The following is an 18,684-nucleotide window of genomic DNA, read 5'->3' as shown; positions in this document are numbered from 1 at the left end:
TGCACTCGGCCCGGGGGCCGAGAGTCGGTGGCGGTTCACGGCGTTTCGCCGCGTACCGCGTGGGCCGAGGCCCGGGTGAGGGTCCTGGTCGCGTGGAGCAGCAGGACGAGCGCCGCTCCCCCGCACACGAGAGCCGGGACCGCGCCCGCCCCCCAGGCGTCGGTCACGGTCTCGACGGGCACGGCCAGCACCCGGCAGCCGGGCAGGCGGCCCGCGTAGACGCTCACGAGCGCCGCTGTCTCCGCCACGCCCGCGGACGCGACGACGACGGCGGGTGCGTGCGTGAAGCCGTGCACGGTGAGAAGCCTGGCGAGCAGGAGGAGCGCGCCGAGGGCGCCGGCTCCGGCGTAGGCGGCGGGCTCGTCCAGTACCGCCCCGCTCAGGGCGAGGAGGCCGCCCAGAGCACAGAGGAACAGCCCGAACACGCCCAGGAGCAGTGGCCGCACGGAGGCGGCGAACTCCTCCAGGGCTCGGCTGCCTGCGAGCCGGCGCCGGGCGCGTACGGAGAAGAGGTGCGCGCACCAGGCGGCCGGGGCGCAGGCCGCGGTGAGCGCCAGGACGGACGCGAGGGCGATGGGCCAGGGGCTGTCGGGGCCGCCGGTGGGCAGGCCGGCGGGACCGCCCTCGATTCCCGCGGAGAGCATGCCGTCACCGAGGAGCGCGTAGGCGACGAGCCAGCAGGTCCACGCCCGCGTGAACCCGGTCGGGGTCCACGCCCGTGCGGCGTGCAGCGGGCCACGGCCGAGCGCGGCGCGCAGGGCGAGCGCCACGACGAGTACGCCCCCGACGGTCACCGCGAGGCGCGGGCGCCCTTCCGTGTAGCGCAGCCCGGCCACGACCGCCGCGCACAGGGCGCCCGGCAGCAGCGCGCGTACGGCCCAGTCGGCGCGCGCCCTGGGGATGTCGGGTGCCTCGGAGCGCGCGGCCGTGTCCCCGGCGCGGGGTACGCGGGCGTACATCTCCTCGGCGAGCGAGAAGACGTCCCGGTGCCGGTAGCGGGTGGCGGTCCGGTCGGTGACCCCGTGGGCCTCAAGACCCGCCGCGATCTCCAGCGGGTCCACCGCGCGCTCGCAGAGTTCACGATGGCGGTGCATGAGTGCCTTGACCGGGTCCGCGGCCCCGCGGCGGACGGAGGGAGTCTCGGTCGAGGGGGCGGTGGGCATACGGTCGGAGGCGACGGGCGTGCCGAACTGTGCCGCGCCCCGAGCGAGAGCCGGGGCGGAAGGCGAAGCCGGCACCGACGACGAAGCCGGACCCTGAATCTGTGGCCCCGGGCTCTGTGGCAGAGGCTGTTCGTCGGGCGGGGAGGGCTCCGCCGTGACCGTCACCGCGTCCCACGCGTTCCGGGCGGCGGCGATTCGCGCCTCGCCCAGCTGGATGTCCACCACGCGTGTTTCGCCCGGCTGGACGTCCACCACCTTCGTCTCGCCCACCTCGGCGTCCACGTCCTGCCGGCCGGTCAGCCACGCCTCGGACCGTGCGTCCCAGGCACCCGGACTCGCCGGAGCGTCGACCCGGTCCACGTCCCCGATCCGTCGCGCGCTCACCACGCCCCCTCCCCCACGGGCACCGGTTCGCCGGAGACGGCGGACGCGGTGGACGCGGTGGACGCGGTGGAGGCGGTGGACGCCGAGGCAAGCCCCAGTGGCCCCAGGGACCCCAGGGGAACGCCCCGCACCGGTGGTCCCGCCGCCCATGTCGGCCCCGGCCGTCCGGCCACCAGACGTGTCCCGGACTCCGACCACCGGCCCGGCACATGCGCCTCGGCGGGTATGGCGAACGGAAGCGGTTCACCCGATTCATCGACGGCGACCCGCCGGACCGGACAACGGGAGACGATCTCAAGGTAAATGCTGTGAAATGCCGTGATGTTCTGTTCGACGGTGAACAGTTCGAGCGCCCTGGCGCGAGCCGCGGCGCCGAGGCGCGACCGGCGCTCGGGGTCGCGCAGCAGGGTGACACACGCCTGGGCGAGCGCCCGCGGATTGCGCGGCGGGACCACGAGTCCCGTACCGCCGATGACCTCGACGACCGCGCCGACGTCCGTGGACACCGTGGCGCGTCCGGAGAACATCGCCTCGACGAGGCTGATCGGGAAGCCCTCGACGACACTGGACAGGACGACGAGGGAACCCGCCGCGTACGCCTCGGGGAGGGTCGGCACCTCCGGGCCGCCGATGTCCTCGAAGGAGACGGGGTTGTCGCCGACGGCGTGTACGCCGTCGGCCTCGTCGGGGAAGAGCTGCGCGGCCAGCGCCTTGCAGTGCGCCAGATATGTGGCGCCGTCCGGCCCGTCCGCCGGGGCGCCGACGATCCGCAGGCGTGCCTTCGGCTCCTCCTTGCGGATCTCCGCGAAGGCGTGCAGCAGCGAGGTCAGGTCCTTGGCGGGCTCGATGCGGCCGACCCACACCAGGGTGTCGGGATCGGCGCAGTCGGCGCTCTCGCCCACCTCGGCGAAGCGGGACGCCTCCATGCCCGGGTAGACGGTGCGGATCCTGGTCCGGTCGGCGCCGCAGCGCTCCTGCCAGCGGCGGGCATGCGTGTTGCCGGGGGTGATGACCGCGGCCTGCCGGTACGCCTCCGCGGCGAGCCGGCCGTGGAACGCCGCGAGCAGCGCCCGCGTCGGAGCCGACTCCGCGTGCCCCGCCGCGTCCTCACGCGGGCCCAGGTAGTGCGCCCGCAGCTGGACGCCGTACTCCGTGACAAGCAGTGGTATGCCCGAGAAGTGGTGTGCGAGCAGGCCCGGCAGGGCCGCGGCGCCGCCGGAGGTGGCGTGGCACAGGTCGACCGCGTCGAGCCCGTCGTCCTCGTACCAGTCGAGGGAGAGCGGTCGCAGCGCGCGTTCCACCTGGGCGGCGACGGTGAGCAGATCGGGCACGCGTGCGGTGCGCGCGGCGCGCAGTGCGCCGGGCGCACGGCAGGCGCGTTCGAGGGCGCGGACGGCGGTCTCCGAGCGGAGGGCGCCCACCAGGCCGCCCTCGTCCCGGGCCAGTTCGGCGAGCCCGTACAGCCCCCTGGCGAAACGGTCCGCCACACCGGCCACGCCGACCACGCCTGCCACACCGGCCGAGGCATCCGAAGCGCCGGAGACACCCGAGGCACCTGAGTGCCTCGACGCGCCCGGACCACCGTCAAGCGCGTCGTCGACCGCGTCGCCCGCACATATGGCCGCCACCAACTCCCCGTAGCATTCGGCGAATCGCCGCCTGGCCCGTCGCCCGTAACCGACGCCGTCGTCGTCCGCCGTCCATAGCGGGGCGGTGCGTACGCGGCTGACCTGGGAGGGGAGCTGGATCCAGCCCTCGTCCTCCTGCTGTTCGCTACGGCTCAGGGCGTAGATGTCGAATTCGTGCTGTCCGAGCCCGCGCACAAGCCGGTCGCACCAGAGCCTGGCCTCACCGCTCACATACGGATAGCCACCCTCCGTAAGCAGTCCGATGCGCACGAGCGCACCCCCGATCTCCCGTATGGGGAGCCGCCGTTGACCCGGCGGCTCGCAGCGGGACGAACGTATGCGGACAAGGCGGTGGTGCGATGGACGGTTGTCCGTCGCACCACCAAAAGGGGTGAACGGTCGTAACTTTTCCGTGCGGGTCGCGTTCCGTCGCGCTAAGAGATCAACCGAACACGTTTCGTCATACCGCGGCCAGTTGTTGGCGGGCGGTCCTGCGGGTCGCCCGACGGGCGGCGGCGACCGCCGGATCCAGCGCGGGAACAGCGGCGAGGAGCTGTTTCGTGTACGGGTCCCGCGGCGACTCGTACACCTCGTCGACGGGTCCGTACTCCACGATCCTGCCGCGGCGCATCACGGCGACCCGGTCGCTGACCTGGCGTACGACCGCTAGGTCGTGGGCCACGAAGACCAGGGCGAGGCCGAGTTCCCGGCGCAGTTCGTCGAGCAGGGCGACCACTTGCGCCTGGGTGGTGACGTCGAGCGCGGAGACCGGCTCGTCGCACACGATGACGCGCGGGTCGGCGGCGAGGGCCCGCGCGATACCCACGCGCTGCCGCTGGCCGCCGCTGAACTCGTGCGGGTAGCGGTCGTAGTGGGCCCCTTCGAGCCCGACTCGCTCCAGCAGTTCCCGTACGCGCCCCCGTATGTGCCCTTCGTCGCGCTCTCCCCGTGCTCGCAGGGGGTCGGCGATCGACTCGCCCACGCTGCGCCGGGGGTTGAGGGAGGAGACGGGGTCCTGGAAGACCATCTGCACGTCGGGGCGTACGCCACCGCCGGGGCTGATCGTCCCCGCCGTCGGTTCCAGCAGCCCGACCAGCATGCGGCCCAGTGTCGTCTTGCCGCTGCCGCTCTCCCCCACGATGCCGAGCGTCTCGCCCCGGCGGACCGTGAGCGACACGTCGTCGACGGCCGCGAACGCCCGTTTGCCGCGCCCGAACTCGCGCCGCAGCCCGACGGCCTCCAGCGCCACCTCGTCGCCGGAGACCGCGGGGCCGGCAGAGACGGCGGAGACGGGAGAGGTGAGAGAGGCAGAAGAGACAGGTGAGACAGCCGCCGTGCCCGGCGCGCTCACGGCGGATGCCGTACGCGGCGCGTCCACGCGCGGAACCGCGCCCAGCAGTTCGCGGGTGTAGGACTCCGCGGGCTTCCCGAGGACCGTGGCGACAGGGCCGTGTTCGACCACGCGCCCGTGCCGCATGACGAGGATCTCGTCGACGCTCTCGGCCGCGACGCCCACGTCGTGCGTGACGAGCAGCAGCCCCATCCCGGTCTCCTCGCGCAGCGTGTGCAGCAGATCGAGGATCTGCGCCTGCACGGTCACGTCCAGCGCGGTGGTCGGCTCGTCGGCGATCAGCAGCTCGGGTTCGCAGGCCAGCGCCATCGCGATCAGGGCGCGCTGGCGCATCCCGCCGCTGAACTCGTGCGGCCTCGCGCGCGACCGCCGCCGCGCGTCCGGGATGCCGACCCGGTCCAGTACCTCGACGGCACGCGCGCGTGCCGCTCGCCGCGACGCACGCGTGTGCACGCGGTACACCTCGGCGATCTGGTCCCCGATCGCGTAGTACGGGTCGAGGGACGACAGCGGGTCCTGGAAGACCATCGCGGCCCCCGCCCCGCGCAGCCGCCGCAGCTCGTCCTCCGACGCCCGCTGTACGTCGACGCCGGCGACGTCGACCGAGCCGCCGACCCGCGCGCCCGTGCCGCGGTGCAGCCCCAGCAGGGCCGAGGCGACCGTGGACTTGCCCGAGCCGGACTCGCCGACCAGGGCCAGCGCGGCGCCCCTCTCCAGCCGGAAGGAGAGCCCGTCGACAGCGCGCAGCCCGCCGAACCCGACAGTGAGTCCGGTGACTTCGACCAGGCTCATGCGAGTACCACCCGTCGGTCGGCCACCGCGTAGAGCACGTCCGCGAGGGCGTTGGCGATGACGACGAAGAATCCGATGACCAGGACCATCCCCACGACCACGGGAAGGTCGACGACGTCGACGGCGTGGACCAGTTCCCTTCCGATGCCGGGCAGGCCGAAGAGCGTCTCGGTGAGCACCGCGCCCCCGACGGCCGAACCGACGTTGTTGGCGTTCAGCGCGATGACCGGGGCGAACGCCCCCCGCAGCGCGTGCCGCCCGATGATCGAGCGCTCACCGACGCCGTACGCGCGGAAGGTCCGGATGTGGTCCTCGGCCAGCGTCTCCAGCATCGACGCCCGGGTCAGCCGGGCGAACGCGGCGGCCTCGATCAGGGCGAGCGAGAGCCAGGGCAGCAGCAGGTTCCACGCCCACTGTTCGGGGTCGTCGGTGAGCTTCACGTACTGCGGGAAGGGCAGCAGTTCCAGTTCGCCGCAGACGACGATCATCAGGACCAGGCCGATGACGAACACCGGCGTGGCCACGCCCACGAGCGTGATGCCGGTCAGCACCCGCTCGGTGAGCCGGCCGCGCCGCCACGCCGAGAGCACACCCGTGCCGACGCCGAGGATCAGCCACATCACCATCGCCCCGAACACGAGCGACAGGCTGACCGGCAGCTTCGTCAGGATCAGCTTCGTGACCTGCTGGTCGCTCTGGTACGACAGCCCGAGGCAGGGCGCCGGGCAGTGCTGCACCGAGGTGCCGGTCGAGTAGTCCTGGCCGGCGACGAGCCCATCCAGGAAGTGCCAGTAGCGCGTGTACAGCGGGTCGTCGAGATGCAGCTGGTCGGAGACCTGCTGGACCTGGGCGGGCGAGCAGCGCGGGCCGCAGGTGATCTGGGCGACGTTGCCGGGGGTGACGTAGAAGATGACGTAGATGACCACCGAGATGGCCAGCAGCGTGACCAGGGTGCCGACGACCCGGCGCAGGACGAACCCCGTGAACCCGCTCATGAGGCACCTCCCCGCTCCGGCCCGCCCGCCGAATCCCGAGCCCCACCGGCCCCCACAACAGCGTTGTCCGCCTTACCGGTCTCGACAGCCTTCTCGGTTCCGGCAGCTTTCTCGGTCCCGGCAGCCTTGCCGGTCCCGGCAGCCTTGCCGATCCCGGCAGCCTTGTCGGCCTTGGCCTCCTGTCGGCGCCCCGTGCCCACCCGCAGCCGCGAGGCCGCGCGCGGGTCGAGGGCCGTCCGCACCCCGTCGCCGAGGACCGTCAGCGCGAGCACGGTCACGAAGAGCGCGCCCGCCGGCAACAGTAGGTACTGCGGTGCGGCCTGGTACCAGACGTCGGCGGCGGTGAGCATCTGCCCCCACGACGGCGTCGGCGGCTTCACACCGACGCCGAGGAAGGACAGCGCGGCCTCCACGCTGATGTTCGACGGGATGAGGAGCGCGGCGTACGTGATGACCGGCGCGGCCAGTCCCGGCAGGAGTTCGCGGCGGGCGATCCGCCAGGTTCCCCAGCCGCTGAGCCGGGCGGCGGAGACGTAGTCGAGCCCCTTCAGCGTGAGCGTCTGCGCGCGCACGATCTTCGCGATGTTGCCCCAGGCGATCAGACCGATGACGAGGGCGACCAGCACGGGCCGCGGGAAACTCGCCGGCACGATCGCGAGCAGCGCGAGCGACATGATCATCAGCGGCAGGGCGACGATGATGTCGGTGAACCGGCTCAGCAGTTGATCGACCCACCGGGTCCCGAGCGCGGCCGCGACACCCACCACCACACCGATGGCGATCTGTACGACCGTCGCCGCCAGCGCGACACCCAGCGAGACCCGGGCCCCGTACACCAGCCGCGCGAACAGGTCGCGTCCGGTCTGCGGCTCCACGCCGAGCCAGTGGTCGCCGCTGATGCCGCCGAACGATCCGACGGGCACCCCGCCGCGTGCGGAATCCACCAGGTCGGGGTGGTACGTCGTCGGGTCCTGGCCCTCGATCGCGGTGAGCAGCGGCGCCGCGAGCGCGATCAGGACGAGCAGCGCGACGACAGCCGCCGCGACGAGGGCGGCGCGGTGTGCGCGCAGCCGCCGCCAGAACTGACGAGCCCCCGAGGCCCCCGGGAGGACCGACAGGTCCGCCCCGGGGGCCTGGGAGGCGACAAGTACTTCACTCACAGCTCTACGTCACCGCTCTACTTGACCGCGGCCTGGGAGATGTCCAGCACGCCGGTCCAGTCGCTGATCACGACGTTCTTGATGTCCTTGCCGTACAGCCGCTTGTAGACCGGGTGGAAGAGCGGCACGGTCAGTGCCTGCTCGCCGATCTTCTTGTCGAGCGCGCCCCAGCGGGTGGCGGCCTCGTCCAGATCGGTCAGCTTGTTGATCGCGTCGATCTCGGCGTTGACCGACTTGTCGTCGAGGAAGCCGGTGTTGAAGTTGGCGCCGTCCTCGACGATCTGCCGGCCGTCGAAGATCGGGGCCAGGAAGGGACCGCCCGAGGGCCAGTCGGCACCCCAGTGCGCGAGGAAGAAGCCTGGCTCGGTCTTGGCGCCGTGGATCTTGTCCTTGTAGTCGTTGTCCTCCAGGCCCTGGAGCTTGACGGTGATACCGGCCTTCTTCAGCGCGTCCTGGACGGCGGTGGCGATCTCGGGGCTGGTCTCGAAGTCCTTGGCGTTGGAATGGGTGAGCGTCACCGTGAGGCCGTCGGCATGACCCGCCTCCTTCAGCAGCTCCTTGGCCTTGGCCGCGTTGCCTGACTTGCCCGCCGGGAAGTGGTCGTACGCCGTGTAGCCGAAGGACTTCTGGTCCGGCAGGTACGTCGTCGCGGGCTCGGCCAGCGAGGAGCCGCCCGCCGCGTTGATCACGGAGGTGCGGTCGATGGCGTACGAGATCGCCTGGCGCACCTTGGGGTCGTCGAACGGCTTCACCTTCGGGTTGAAGGCGATGTAGTTCGTGTAGCCGAAGTGCCCGGTGCCCACCCGGGCCGCGAGGGTCTTGTCACCGCTGACCTTGGCGAGTTCGGCGGGGCCGAGGTTCGTGTCCGTGGTCACCGCGGCGGCGTCCGCGCCCTGCGACGAGGACAGCCGCTGGTTGATGACGGACGAGTCGAGCCCGGAGCGTACGTCGATCTTGTCGGGGTAGGCCTTGCGCTCGGCGTCCGTCGTCGCGGACCAGTGCGTGTTGCGCTCCAGGAGCAGCCGCTCGCCGTCGTTCTCGTTCTTGACGACCTTGTACGGGCCGGACGAGACGGGGTGCTCCTCGTACTTCGTGCCCGTGTCCTCGGCCTTCGGAACGGGCGCGAACTGCGTCTGCGTGGCGAGGTAGGGGAACTCGCCCTCGGGCTTGTCGAGATGGAAGACGATGGTCCGGTCGTCGGGCGTCTCGATCGAGTCGAGGCCCTTCTTGTCCTTGTACGGCCCCTGGTAGTCGGCCCCGCCGATCAGCCAGTCCCGCAGGTAGGGCGCGCCGCCGGAGAGTTCGGCGGCGAAGGAGCGCTCGATGCCGTACTTGATGTCGGCCGAGGTGATCGCGGTGCCGTCCTCGTACTTGAGGCCCTCTTTCAAGGTGTACGTCCACACTGTCGCGTTCTTGCTGGGCTTGCCGGTGTCCGTGGCGAGGTCGGGCACGACCTCGGCGCCCTCGGCTCCGTCCTCGCGGTTGCGCGTGGTGAGCGTACGGAAGACGAGAGACGGGACGTTGCCGCCGCCGGAGGTGTAGAGCCGGGCGGGGTCGAAGTCCTGCTGCGGGTTGGAGTTGAGGACGGTGAGGGTGCCGCCCTTGCTCGGCTCGGCGCCCGCGCCACCGGACTTGTCGGCCTTGGCATCGTTGTCCTCCGGCCCACAGGCGGCTGCACCCGCTGCCACGACAAGGCTCACGGACACGGCGGCCAGACGGCGCGCTCTGACGGACGATCGACGCATGGGAGGAAACCCCTCGGAGAATTCGGCGAATGCCGCGCGCGAAACAGGGCGCGGCGGGCGGGAGGAAACGCGAGATCGCCCCGAGGGCACGCCGGAAATCACCCGGCACCGTCATCGCGGTACCGGTGGAAAGCGAGGGAACGCCGACGCGCGCCAGGGGCGAGGGTCAGCGACAGTGAATGTCGGCGACGCAGAGCGCGGTCACACCGAACAGCGCCAGCTCAAGGGCTGCGCGTGCGGAGATGTGACGAGGCGACATGCGTGAAAATATGAACGAACTTTTCCCGGGTGTCAATGTGAGATGTTCGTGCCGCGACCGTCCCGCGGCTGTCCCGCGACCGCTGCTCGGCCGCACCCCCGGCCGCACCCCTGGACCGTCGCTCGCCCGTCCCTGGTCGGTGGGGCGCCCGCCCCGGTCATTTGCCGGGGAAGGGCCAGGGGTTGGGCCGGCAGGTGATCCCGTCGTGGTTCAGGAACTTGGTCTGCTGCTGCATGACAGGGGCGAGACCGCCGTCGACACTGCAGCTCACATGGCCGAAGCCGAGCCGGTGGCCCACCTCGTGGTTGATCAGCATCTGCCGGTACGCGTACATCTTGTCCCCGTACGTCTCGGAGCCCTGCGCCCAGCGGTACGCGTTGATCATCACGCGGTCCGTGGCGGCCGAGTCACAGGAGACGTTGTCCTGGGTGGTGTCGAGGCCCGACTTGGCGCACCAGAAGGCGGTGGTGCCGGGACTGGCGAGCGTGATCACGAAGTCGGGCTTGCCGGAGGAGATCCGCTCGAAGGTGCGGCCGCCGTCGTGGGCCCAGCTCCGCTGGTCGTTGAGGGTTTTCTGAACGGCCTGCGCGAAAAGCTCTCCGTCGAGGCCGAGGGCTTTCTCGACATCGACGCGATAGGTGTATTTCCGCCCTTTCCCAGGCGCCTTGTCGAGGCCGGGAACCGCCTCGAATTTCCTGCCGCCCTCCAGGTCGGCCGCCAGGGGGTACTTCACCGCCATCTGCTGGGCGTACGACAGCGTGGCCACACTCGGCTTCGTGGAGGGGACCGAGCGCTTGTCGGTGCGTGCCACGGAGTCCTTGCTCCCCCGGTTGGCGCCACCGGCCGCCTGCGTGCCCGCGGAGCCCTTGCCACCGCCGTCGGCCACCTGACCGGCCACGACGACGGCCAGCACGGTGATGACGGCGGCGGCCGCGATACCGGTGAAGGCCCGGCCCTTACCGCCCTTGTCCTTGTCGTCGTCCTCGCCGTCGTTGCCCGCGCCGGCGTCAGGGCCCGAGCCCGACCCGCCCTCGGGCGCCTTCGGCCCCCGGGACGGCGACGCCTTGTGGCCGGTCTCCTCGTCCCGGTCGGCGACGGGGGCGAAGGGATCGGCGCGGAGTGCCGCCGCCGTCGCGGTGGCCGTGCGGGGCGCGACGGTGTCGTCGTCCCCACTGAAGGCGTCGACGTAGGCCTGCCGGGGCCCGCCGGTCGCCGCCGCGTAGCGCCCACCGGCAGCCGGGCGTCCTCCTGGTCCTTGCTGAGGTCCTTGCCGGAACGCCTGGGAACCTCCGTGCCCGGCCGTGCCCGCCCTCGTCTCGCCCCAGCCGCCGCCGGGCTCCCGCTGCTCGGGGTGCCCACCGCGGACTCGGGGCGTGCCGTGAGCCGGGGTGCCGTCGGCGCGACGCGGCGCACCCTGTACGGGGGAACCCTGTGCCGGGGTGCCGTCGGGCAACCGCGGGAAGCCGTGGGCCGGAGTGCCGTCCTGGAACCGCGGGAAACCGTGGGCCGGCGTCCCGTCCGGCAGCCGGGGGAAGCCATGGGCGGGCGTCCCGCCGTCCGGCAGGCGCGGAAATCCGTGTGCGGGTGTGCCGTCGGGAAGCCGGGGCGCACCACCCGTCCGCGGTCCGCCTCCGGGCAGTTGACCTCCGGAACGGGGAACTCCCTGACCGGACGGGCCTCCTGGCCCCTGCGGAACCCATCCTTCAGGCAGGCCGGGCATCCCCCGAGCGGATGCCCCTGCCCCTGTCGCCCCGGCGCTCGCGCCAGTCCCCGCGCTCGTGCTCGTCCCCGGCTGCCTCTCGGCCTCCGGCCGGGCAGCCGGGACCGCGGGCGGGTCGGCGGCGTCGCCCTTGGGGGCGGACTTGCGCCGGCTGTGACGTCCCACGTGCCGCTTCAGCTCCTCGCGCCGGTAGTACCGGTCGTGCCAGTCGTGCCGGTGGCGCCAGTGGCGCCGATGTCTGCCAACTCACCTGTGTCCGTGAGGACTTCACGGAAGGCCACGGCTATGGACTCCGGGTATTCCATCATCGCCACATGGCCCGCGTCAGGCAACGTCAGCAACCGGGAGTCCCTGAAGGCACGCGCCGCACGCTGGGCCATACGGTACGAGACGAGTTGGTCGCGGCCCCCGTAGACGAGAAGTGTAGGCGCGAGCACCCGCTCGGCCTGGCGCCACAGTCCGTGCTGGCCGCCCAGGGTGTACGCGTTCACGATGCCGCGCGCCGAACGTGCCATGGCGTCCCAGAAGTAGGGGAGGGCCAGCCGCCGTTCCATCTCCTCGACCGCGTTGCGGAAGCCCTCCGGCGTGACCATGCCGGGGTCCCCGTAACAGAGCGCGGTGACGCCCCGGACCCGCTGCTCGGCGGACCAGTCCCTGGTGAGCCTGGTGAACAGGGGCGCCACGCCGGGCAGGGCGAGCAGCGCCGTCGGCACCGCGTTGCGCTGCACCCAGACCTCCGGGAGCGCGGGCGAGACCAGGGTGAGCGTGCGGACGAGGTCGGGCCGTACCGCGGCGACACGGGTCGTGACGGCCCCGCCCAGCGAGTTCCCGAAGAGGTGCACGGGACCGCGCTCGGCCGCGTCGAGATAGCGGATGACCGCGCGGGCGTGCCCGGTCACCGAGTAGTCGCCGTCGTCCGGCGGCGGTGAGTCGCCGAAGCCCGGCAGGTCGACGGCCTCACTGTCCACGAGGCCGTCCAGGAGCGGCATGAGCGCCGACCAGTTCTGCGAGGAACCGCCCAGCCCGTGTACGTACAGCGCGGGCGGCAGCCCGTCCCTGGCCGGCGGCCTCGAACGGACCGTCAGCGTGACCCCGGGGAGCCCGACCTCGCGCAGCCGCTCCCCCGCCGCGACCCTGACGGAACTGACCTTCGGCGCGACGGAGGTGGCCAGCACTGAGGGCAGTTCGGTCGAAGACATGCGGGCAATGTTACGAGACGATCACGCACTGGATCGTGTGTTCGCCATCACAGGAGCAACCACAACCCGGGCGTACCACAGCGAGTGGGCCGGTCGGCCGCCGCCGGGACCACCGGCCGCCCCCTGAACGGTGGCCCGCACCACCCGGGTGGCCGTCGGCCACTCCCCGGCCTCGGCGGCTCCCGGGCCGTCGTCGGCGGCGGCCCGATCGCGTAGCGCCCTCCTGCCAGGTCTCATACGCTTCGTGAACGAGGTCGTGGGAACTCGTCCTCGTGCAAGAGCGCACTCGCACCGCCCGGGAAGAGGACATATGACTGTCGACCCCACCGACCCCGAGGCACTTGAGGACACGGACGACCCCGACGGGACCGAGATCGGCGTGGAGGCCCCCGAGGCCGACGCCGCCGAGCAGCAGGCGGACCTCGCGCCGCGACGCGACGACTCACTCACCGACGCGGACCCGGACAGCGCCAGCGAGGCGGACCTCGCCGAACAGGCGAGGGTCGTGGAACTGGACGAGGACGACTACCGCTGAAGCCTCCCGGGGGCGCCCGTCGGGAGAACACCGGAGAACATCGGGAGACCCGCGAGCCCACCGTGCCCCCGTATGGCGCGATCTGCACTGTTTCACCGGCGTCCGGTCCGTGAAATTCTCCGCTCGCACCGCGCACACCAGGGTTACCGAAAAGTACGATGGCCGCGCGGCGCTCACCGCATGTGGACGATTTTGGGAGGCGGCGTGACAGCCATCGAGCAGACAGAGGCAGCACGCCCGCGGGGCACACGCCTGCCGCGCCGTGCCCGACGCAATCAGCTCCTCGGCGCCGCCCAGGAAGTCTTCGTTGCGCAGGGATATCACTCGGCCGCGATGGACGACATCGCCGAACGCGCGGGCGTCAGCAAGCCGGTGCTCTACCAGCACTTCCCCGGAAAGCTCGACCTGTACCTGGCCCTGCTGGACCAGCACTGCGAGTCGCTCCTGCAGGCCGTACGAGCCGCGCTGGCGTCCACCACGGACAACAGCCTGCGTGTGCAGGCCACCATGGACGCCTACTTCGCGTACGTGGAGGACGACGGCGGCGCCTTCCGGCTGGTCTTCGAGTCGGACCTGACGAACGAGCCCCTGGTGCGTGAACGGGTCGACCGGGTCACGTTCGGCTGCGCGGAGGCGATCTGCGAGGTCATCGCGGAGGACACCGGCCTGTCCAAGGCGGAGTCGATGCTGCTCGCCTCGGGGCTGGGCGGACTCGCCCAGGTGGTGGCCCGCTCCTGGCTGCACAGCGACCGCAGTGTGCCGCGCGAGCAGGCGGTGAACCTGCTGACCTCGCTCGCCTGGCGCGGCATCGCCGGTTTCCCACTGCACGGCAGCGAGCACCACTGACCGCGGCCGGCCTCGGCGGATCACCGACGACCGCCGTTTTGTTCCCGCGGGGTGTTCGCTCTTGGCGTTCCCGGGCGGAGCATGTACGTCCCCGCACCGGGCTAATGTGTGCTGCGTACGGCGCGGACGAACGCGCACATCAGTGACCGTCGGAGGGACATAGCCGTGGAGGTCAAGATCGGCGTGCAGCACGCGCCTCGCGAGATCGTTCTGGAGAGCGGTCAGACCCCGGAAGAGGTCGAGCGCGCGGTGTCCGAGGCGCTGTCAGGCAAGTCGCAGCTGCTCAGCCTCGTGGACGACCACGGCCGCAAGGTTCTGGTCCCGGCGGACCGCCTGGCCTACGTGGAGCTCGGCGAGCCGACGACCCGCAAGGTGGGCTTCAGCGCGCTGTAGGGCTCAGGGCGTGGAGGAGGGGCTCGGCGGCATCGGCCGCCGGGCCCCTTTCTCATGCGGGGCCCACGCGCGGTGTGCTTCACAGATGGGTCACAACTCATCCACACGGGAGGATTGCATTCCGCAGGTCACGGGTATGACGGCCTACGACCGAAGTGCACACGGCCGTGCGGGAGGGACCCCCTGATGATCTTGGAAGCGCTCGGCTCCGCCATGCTCGGTCTGGCCTTGGCGCTGGCGGTGGCACACCGCTTGGCGCACCGCCTCCCGACCCGCCGGATCGTCCTGCCGACCGGCGTCGCAGGCGGCCTCTTCGGCGCCTTCCTGACCCACACGGCTCTCGGATCCGTGGGTTTCCTGCCGGTGATGCTCGGAGCGACAGCCGTCTCGGCAGCCTCCGTCTCCCTGCTCCTGCGCCCCACGCCAAGACTCCACCACTCAGCAACGGTCTGAGCCCAGCCCCACCAAAGACCAAAGGGGCGCGGGGAACCGCGCACCAAACCACAACGCACCCGCAGCCAAAGACTCAGCCACCAGCCCAGGTCAGGGGCGCGGGGAACTGCGCACCCAGCCACAGCGCACCCGCAGCCGAAGAATCAGGCATCAGCCCGGCCAGGGGCGCGCGAGGAACCGCGCACCCAGCCACAGCGAACCCGGCGCGAAAAGATCAGGCGGCCAGCCCCAACGCGGCCATCCGCTTCGTGTGCGCCTCCGTGATCCGCGAGAACATCCGCCCCACCTCAGCGAGATCGAACCCGTCCGCGACCCCACCGACCAGCATCGTCGACAGAGCGTCCCGGTCGGCGACCACCCGCTGGGACTGCGACAGGGCCTCCCCCATCAGCCGCCGCGCCCACAGCGCGAGCCGCCCCCCCACCCGCGGATCCGCGTCGATCGCGGCCCGCACCTTCTCGATGGCGAACGACGCGTGCCCCGTGTCGTCGAGGACCGCCAGCACCAGTAGCCGCGTATCGGCGTCGAGCCGCGCCGCCACCTCCCGGTAGAAGTCACTGGCGATCGAGTCGCCGACATACGCCTTGACGAGCCCTTCCAGCCAGTCCGACGGAGCCGTCTGCTTGTGGAACCCGTCGAGCGCGGCCACGAACGGCTCCATCGCCGCGGTCGGCTCCGCCCCGATCTCGGTGAGCCGGGCCCTGAGCTGCTCGAAGTGGTGGAACTCCGCCGAGGCCATCTTCGCCAGCTCCGCCTTGTCCCCGAGAGTCGGCGCCAGCTTGGCGTCCTCCGCCAGCCGCTCGAACGCCGCCAGCTCCCCGTACGCGAGCGCTCCGAGCAGATCCACGACCGCGGCACGGTACTGGGGATCGACGGAGGCCCTGGCCCAGTCCTGGGCGGCGACCGCGGTGTCTTCGGCGGATGCGTCGGTGGCGTTGTCAGGCGTCGTCATGAAGCGCACAATAGCCCGCTCGCCGCACGGTGTAAGGCCCTGGTCAATCAGTGTGACGACGACTACGTGACCAAATCGGCCATCGCATATGCGCGGATCCGGGGTATGGTGGTAATGCGGTCGCTGAGTTGATCTACGTAACTCTACGGGCCGCAGGAATGAGGATGCCCGGTCGGTGGCCCGATCGGCTCCGACCCGACAGCCCTTCTCGCCCGTACGGCACAGCGCGTACGGCATCCGGAGGGAACCCTCAGCGGTACGAACGCTCGAGCGTCGGCAGTGGTCCCATGCCACCCGGCCCGCTGGTCAAGAGCGGCCGACGTCCCCGGCACGGTCCCCGATACGACCCCCGCGCTCGCCTCGCACCGCGTACACAGAAGAGGCAGCACCCTGACTACTTTCCGAGACCTCGGGATCCTTCCCGAGACTGCCGAGGCCCTTGAGGCCGTCGGCATCACGAGTCCCTTCCCCATCCAGGAGATGACGCTCCCCGTCGCCCTCGCGGGCAACGACGTCATCGGCCAGGCCAAGACCGGCACCGGCAAGACGCTCGGCTTCGGCCTCCCGCTCCTCGAGCGCGTGACCGTCCCCGCCGACGTCGAGGCCGGCCGGGCGCAGCCCGAGCAGCTCACCGACGCCCCGCAGGCCCTCGTCGTCGTCCCGACACGCGAGCTGTGCACCCAGGTCACCAACGACCTGCTGACCGCGGGCAAGGTCCGTAACGTACGCGTTCTCGCCATCTACGGCGGCCGTGCGTACGAGCCGCAGGTCGAGGCCCTCAAGAAGGGCATCGACGTCGTCGTCGGCACCCCGGGCCGGCTCCTCGACCTCGCGGGCCAGAAGAAGCTCAACCTCAAGCACGTGCGCGCCCTCGTCCTCGACGAGGCCGACGAGATGCTCGACCTGGGCTTCCTGCCCGACGTCGAGAAGATCATGAACATGCTGCCGGTGCGCCGTCAGACGATGCTGTTCTCGGCGACCATGCCGGGCGCGGTCATCGGCCTCGCGCGCCGCTACATGTCGCAGCCCACGCACATCCGCGCCTCGGAGCCGGACGACGCGGGCGCGACGGTGGCCAACACCAAGCAGCACATCTACCGCGCGCACAACATGGACAAGCCCGAGCTGGTCTCGCGGATACTGCAGGCCGACGGCCGCGGTCTCGCGATGGTCTTCTGCCGTACGAAGCGGACGGCGGCGGACCTCGCCGACCAGCTGCAGCAGCGCGGGTTCGCCTCCGGCGCGGTCCACGGCGACCTCGGCCAGGGCGCCCGCGAGCAGGCCCTGCGCGCGTTCCGCAACGGCAAGGTGGACGTGCTCGTCTGCACCGACGTGGCCGCGCGCGGCATCGACGTCGAGGGCGTGACGCACGTCATCAACTACCAGTCCCCCGAGGACGAGAAGACGTACCTGCACCGCATCGGCCGTACCGGCCGCGCGGGCGCCAAGGGCATCGCGATCACCCTCGTCGACTGGGACGACATCCCGCGCTGGCAGCTCATCAACAAGGCGCTGGACCTCGGCTTCAACAACCCGCCGGAGACGTACTCCACGTCCCCGCACCTGTTCGAGGAGCTGAAGATCCCGGCCGGCACCAAGGGTGTCCTGCCGCGTGGCGAGCGCACCCGCGCCGGTCTGTCGGCCGAGGTCGTCGAAGACCTCGGCGAGACCGGTGGGCGTGGCGCCCGTGGCGGCGGCGGTCGTGGTGGCCGTCCCGCCGGCCCGGCCCCGGTCGCCGAGCGTGAGCGCGACCGTGAGCGTCCGGCACGCACCCCGCGCCGCCGCCGTCGTACGCGCAACGGCACGGCGCTCGACGCCACCGAGCCGCAGACCACGGCACAGCCCGGGTCGCAGGCCGCGCCGCAGACCACCACCGAGCCGGCCCCGTCGGCGGAGGCCCGCACGGAGCCGCGCACCCCGCGCAGGCGCCGTCGGGCACGCACCGGAAACGGCCCGGAGGCCGCCGCGACCGCGGTGGCCACGGCCGAGGGCACGACCGTCGAGGCCGTCGAACCCGCCGTCCTGCCGACCGTGGCACCGACCGCCGCCGAGCCGGTGGCGGACGCGGAGGAGACCAAGCCCCGCCGCCGTCGCACCCGCCGCACGGCGGAGGCCGGCGGGCCTGAGGCCGCCGTCGTCGAGGAGGCCACCGCGACCGAGCCGACCGCGGTGCCGGAGGCCGAGGGCACGGAGGCCGCCGAGGCAGTCGTGACCAAGCCCCGCCGCCGCACCCGTAAGGCGACCCAGGCCGCCGAGACCGCGGTCGACACCGCCGAGGGCACCGCCGTCGCGGTGGCGGAAGCCGTCGAGGTCGCCGAGACCAAGCCGCGCCGCGCTCGCAAGACCACGGCCACGGCCGAGGCCGAGGCAGCCCTGGACACCGTCGAGGCCGCGGAGACCAAGCCGCGCCGCCGGACCCGTAAGGCCGCGGCCGCCGAGCCCGCCGAAGGCACCGCGGTCACCGCGGTCGCCGAGTCCGGTATCCCGGCGCAGACGACCGAGGAGCCCGAGGCCAAGCCGCGTCGGCGCACCCGTAAGACCGCCGTGGCCGCCGAGCCGGCCGCCGAAGCCCCGGTGGCCCCGGTGGACGAGGCGGCGGTCGCGGAGACCAAGCCGCGTCGGCGTACGCGCAAGGCCGCCGAGACCGCGGTGGACACCGCCGAGGGCACGACGGCCGAGGCACCGGCGGACACGGTGACGAAGCCGCGCCGCACCCGCAAGGCCGCCGCCGCGCCCGTGGAGGCGGCGGAGAGCGCCGTGGACACGGTCGAGGCGACCGCGACGAAGCCCCGGCGCCGCACCCGCAAGGCCGTGGCCACCGAGGCCGACATCCCGGCCCAGGCGGTCCAGGCCACCGAGGCCGCGGCGGACGCCGCCGAGGCTCCGGTCAAGCCCCGTCGCACCCGCAAGACGGCCGCCAAGGCCACCGCGACGGACGCGGTCACGGAGGCCGTCACGGCCGAGGCCGCGCCGGAGACCAAGCCGCGCCGCCGCACCCGCAAGGCCGCGGCCGCCGAGCCCGCCGAGTCGGTCGAGGGCTGACAGTTCGCACCCGACGGCCCGGTCCCCCTCGTGGGGGCCGGGCCGTCGGCGTTCCACGACACCGCCG

At 72.1% G+C, this 18,684-nt stretch carries 15 protein-coding genes; 5 read left to right on the top strand and 10 right to left on the bottom strand.

Annotated features, from left to right (window positions below; all coding sequences use genetic code 11):
- Window positions 1-35: 35 nt before the first annotated feature.
- The 9 genes from ACLVWQ_RS08105 to ACLVWQ_RS08065 all read right to left on the bottom strand — a co-directional run bounded on the left by ACLVWQ_RS08105 (window position 36) and on the right by ACLVWQ_RS08065 (window position 12,396).
- Window positions 36-1,547, bottom strand: a complete 1,512-nt coding sequence (locus ACLVWQ_RS08105) for a hypothetical protein (RefSeq protein ID WP_414107545.1) — start codon at window positions 1,545-1,547, stop codon at window positions 36-38.
- On the bottom strand, window positions 1,544-3,445 hold the full coding sequence (locus tag ACLVWQ_RS08100; RefSeq protein ID WP_414107544.1) for a DUF3492 domain-containing protein: 1,902 nt from the start codon (window positions 3,443-3,445) through the stop codon (window positions 1,544-1,546). The genes ACLVWQ_RS08105 and ACLVWQ_RS08100 overlap by 4 nt, the downstream gene beginning before the upstream one ends.
- Before the next feature lie 190 nt (window positions 3,446-3,635).
- A complete protein-coding gene (locus ACLVWQ_RS08095; protein WP_414107543.1) occupies window positions 3,636-5,318 on the bottom strand; it encodes a dipeptide ABC transporter ATP-binding protein in 1,683 nt (560 codons plus the stop codon).
- Window positions 5,315-6,313 carry an ABC transporter permease gene (locus ACLVWQ_RS08090; RefSeq protein ID WP_414107542.1) on the bottom strand — a complete coding sequence of 333 codons (999 nt, stop codon included), beginning with the start codon at window positions 6,311-6,313 and terminating at the stop codon, window positions 5,315-5,317. Before ACLVWQ_RS08090 ends, ACLVWQ_RS08095 begins: the two co-directional genes overlap by 4 nt.
- Window positions 6,310-7,473 carry an ABC transporter permease gene (locus tag ACLVWQ_RS08085; RefSeq protein WP_414107541.1) on the bottom strand — a complete coding sequence of 388 codons (1,164 nt, stop codon included), beginning with the start codon at window positions 7,471-7,473 and terminating at the stop codon, window positions 6,310-6,312. Before ACLVWQ_RS08085 ends, ACLVWQ_RS08090 begins: the two co-directional genes overlap by 4 nt.
- 17 nt (window positions 7,474-7,490) lie before the next feature.
- Complete coding sequence (locus ACLVWQ_RS08080; protein ID WP_414107540.1) at window positions 7,491-9,218, bottom strand: ABC transporter substrate-binding protein; 1,728 nt, start codon at window positions 9,216-9,218, stop codon at window positions 7,491-7,493.
- Window positions 9,219-9,384: 166 nt separating this feature from the next.
- Window positions 9,385-9,477 (bottom strand): Ms4533A family Cys-rich leader peptide, encoded by a 93-nt coding sequence (locus ACLVWQ_RS08075; protein ID WP_318658070.1) that lies wholly within the window; start codon window positions 9,475-9,477, stop codon window positions 9,385-9,387.
- 157 nt (window positions 9,478-9,634) lie between these two features.
- Window positions 9,635-10,930 (bottom strand): DUF3152 domain-containing protein, encoded by a 1,296-nt coding sequence (locus ACLVWQ_RS08070; RefSeq protein WP_414107539.1) that lies wholly within the window; start codon window positions 10,928-10,930, stop codon window positions 9,635-9,637.
- 440 nt (window positions 10,931-11,370) lie between these two features.
- Window positions 11,371-12,396, bottom strand: coding sequence for an alpha/beta fold hydrolase (locus tag ACLVWQ_RS08065; protein WP_414107538.1), 1,026 nt, complete (start codon window positions 12,394-12,396; stop codon window positions 11,371-11,373).
- Between the two features lie 310 nt (window positions 12,397-12,706).
- Between ACLVWQ_RS08065 and ACLVWQ_RS08060 the strand changes: the two genes are divergently transcribed.
- The 4 genes from ACLVWQ_RS08060 to ACLVWQ_RS08045 all read left to right on the top strand — a co-directional run bounded on the left by ACLVWQ_RS08060 (window position 12,707) and on the right by ACLVWQ_RS08045 (window position 14,623).
- Window positions 12,707-12,931: a hypothetical protein gene (locus ACLVWQ_RS08060; protein WP_414107537.1), complete on the top strand. Its 225-nt coding sequence runs from the start codon at window positions 12,707-12,709 to the stop codon at window positions 12,929-12,931.
- 204 nt (window positions 12,932-13,135) lie between these two features.
- A complete protein-coding gene (locus ACLVWQ_RS08055; protein WP_414107536.1) occupies window positions 13,136-13,777 on the top strand; it encodes a TetR/AcrR family transcriptional regulator in 642 nt (213 codons plus the stop codon).
- A 165-nt stretch (window positions 13,778-13,942) separates the two neighbouring features.
- Window positions 13,943-14,170 (top strand): DUF3107 domain-containing protein, encoded by a 228-nt coding sequence (locus ACLVWQ_RS08050; protein WP_414107535.1) that lies wholly within the window; start codon window positions 13,943-13,945, stop codon window positions 14,168-14,170.
- A 186-nt stretch (window positions 14,171-14,356) separates the two neighbouring features.
- Complete coding sequence (locus tag ACLVWQ_RS08045; protein ID WP_414107534.1) at window positions 14,357-14,623, top strand: hypothetical protein; 267 nt, start codon at window positions 14,357-14,359, stop codon at window positions 14,621-14,623.
- A 214-nt stretch (window positions 14,624-14,837) separates the two neighbouring features.
- Here ACLVWQ_RS08045 and ACLVWQ_RS08040 read toward each other — a convergent pair whose 3' ends face one another.
- Entirely contained in the window at window positions 14,838-15,575 is a 738-nt protein-coding gene (locus ACLVWQ_RS08040; RefSeq protein ID WP_414107533.1) for a ferritin-like fold-containing protein, read from the bottom strand.
- A 480-nt stretch (window positions 15,576-16,055) separates the two neighbouring features.
- On the opposite strand from ACLVWQ_RS08040, the gene ACLVWQ_RS08035 reads away from it, so the two are divergent.
- Window positions 16,056-18,617 carry a DEAD/DEAH box helicase gene (locus ACLVWQ_RS08035; RefSeq protein WP_414107532.1) on the top strand — a complete coding sequence of 854 codons (2,562 nt, stop codon included), beginning with the start codon at window positions 16,056-16,058 and terminating at the stop codon, window positions 18,615-18,617.
- Window positions 18,618-18,684: the final 67 nt, after the last annotated feature.

Origin of the sequence: Streptomyces sp. CWNU-52B, from assembly GCF_047444975.1 — a bacterium.
In the GTDB taxonomy this organism is placed as follows: Bacteria; Actinomycetota; Actinomycetes; order Streptomycetales; family Streptomycetaceae; genus Streptomyces.
This window is presented reverse-complemented; position numbering and strand designations above follow the sequence as displayed.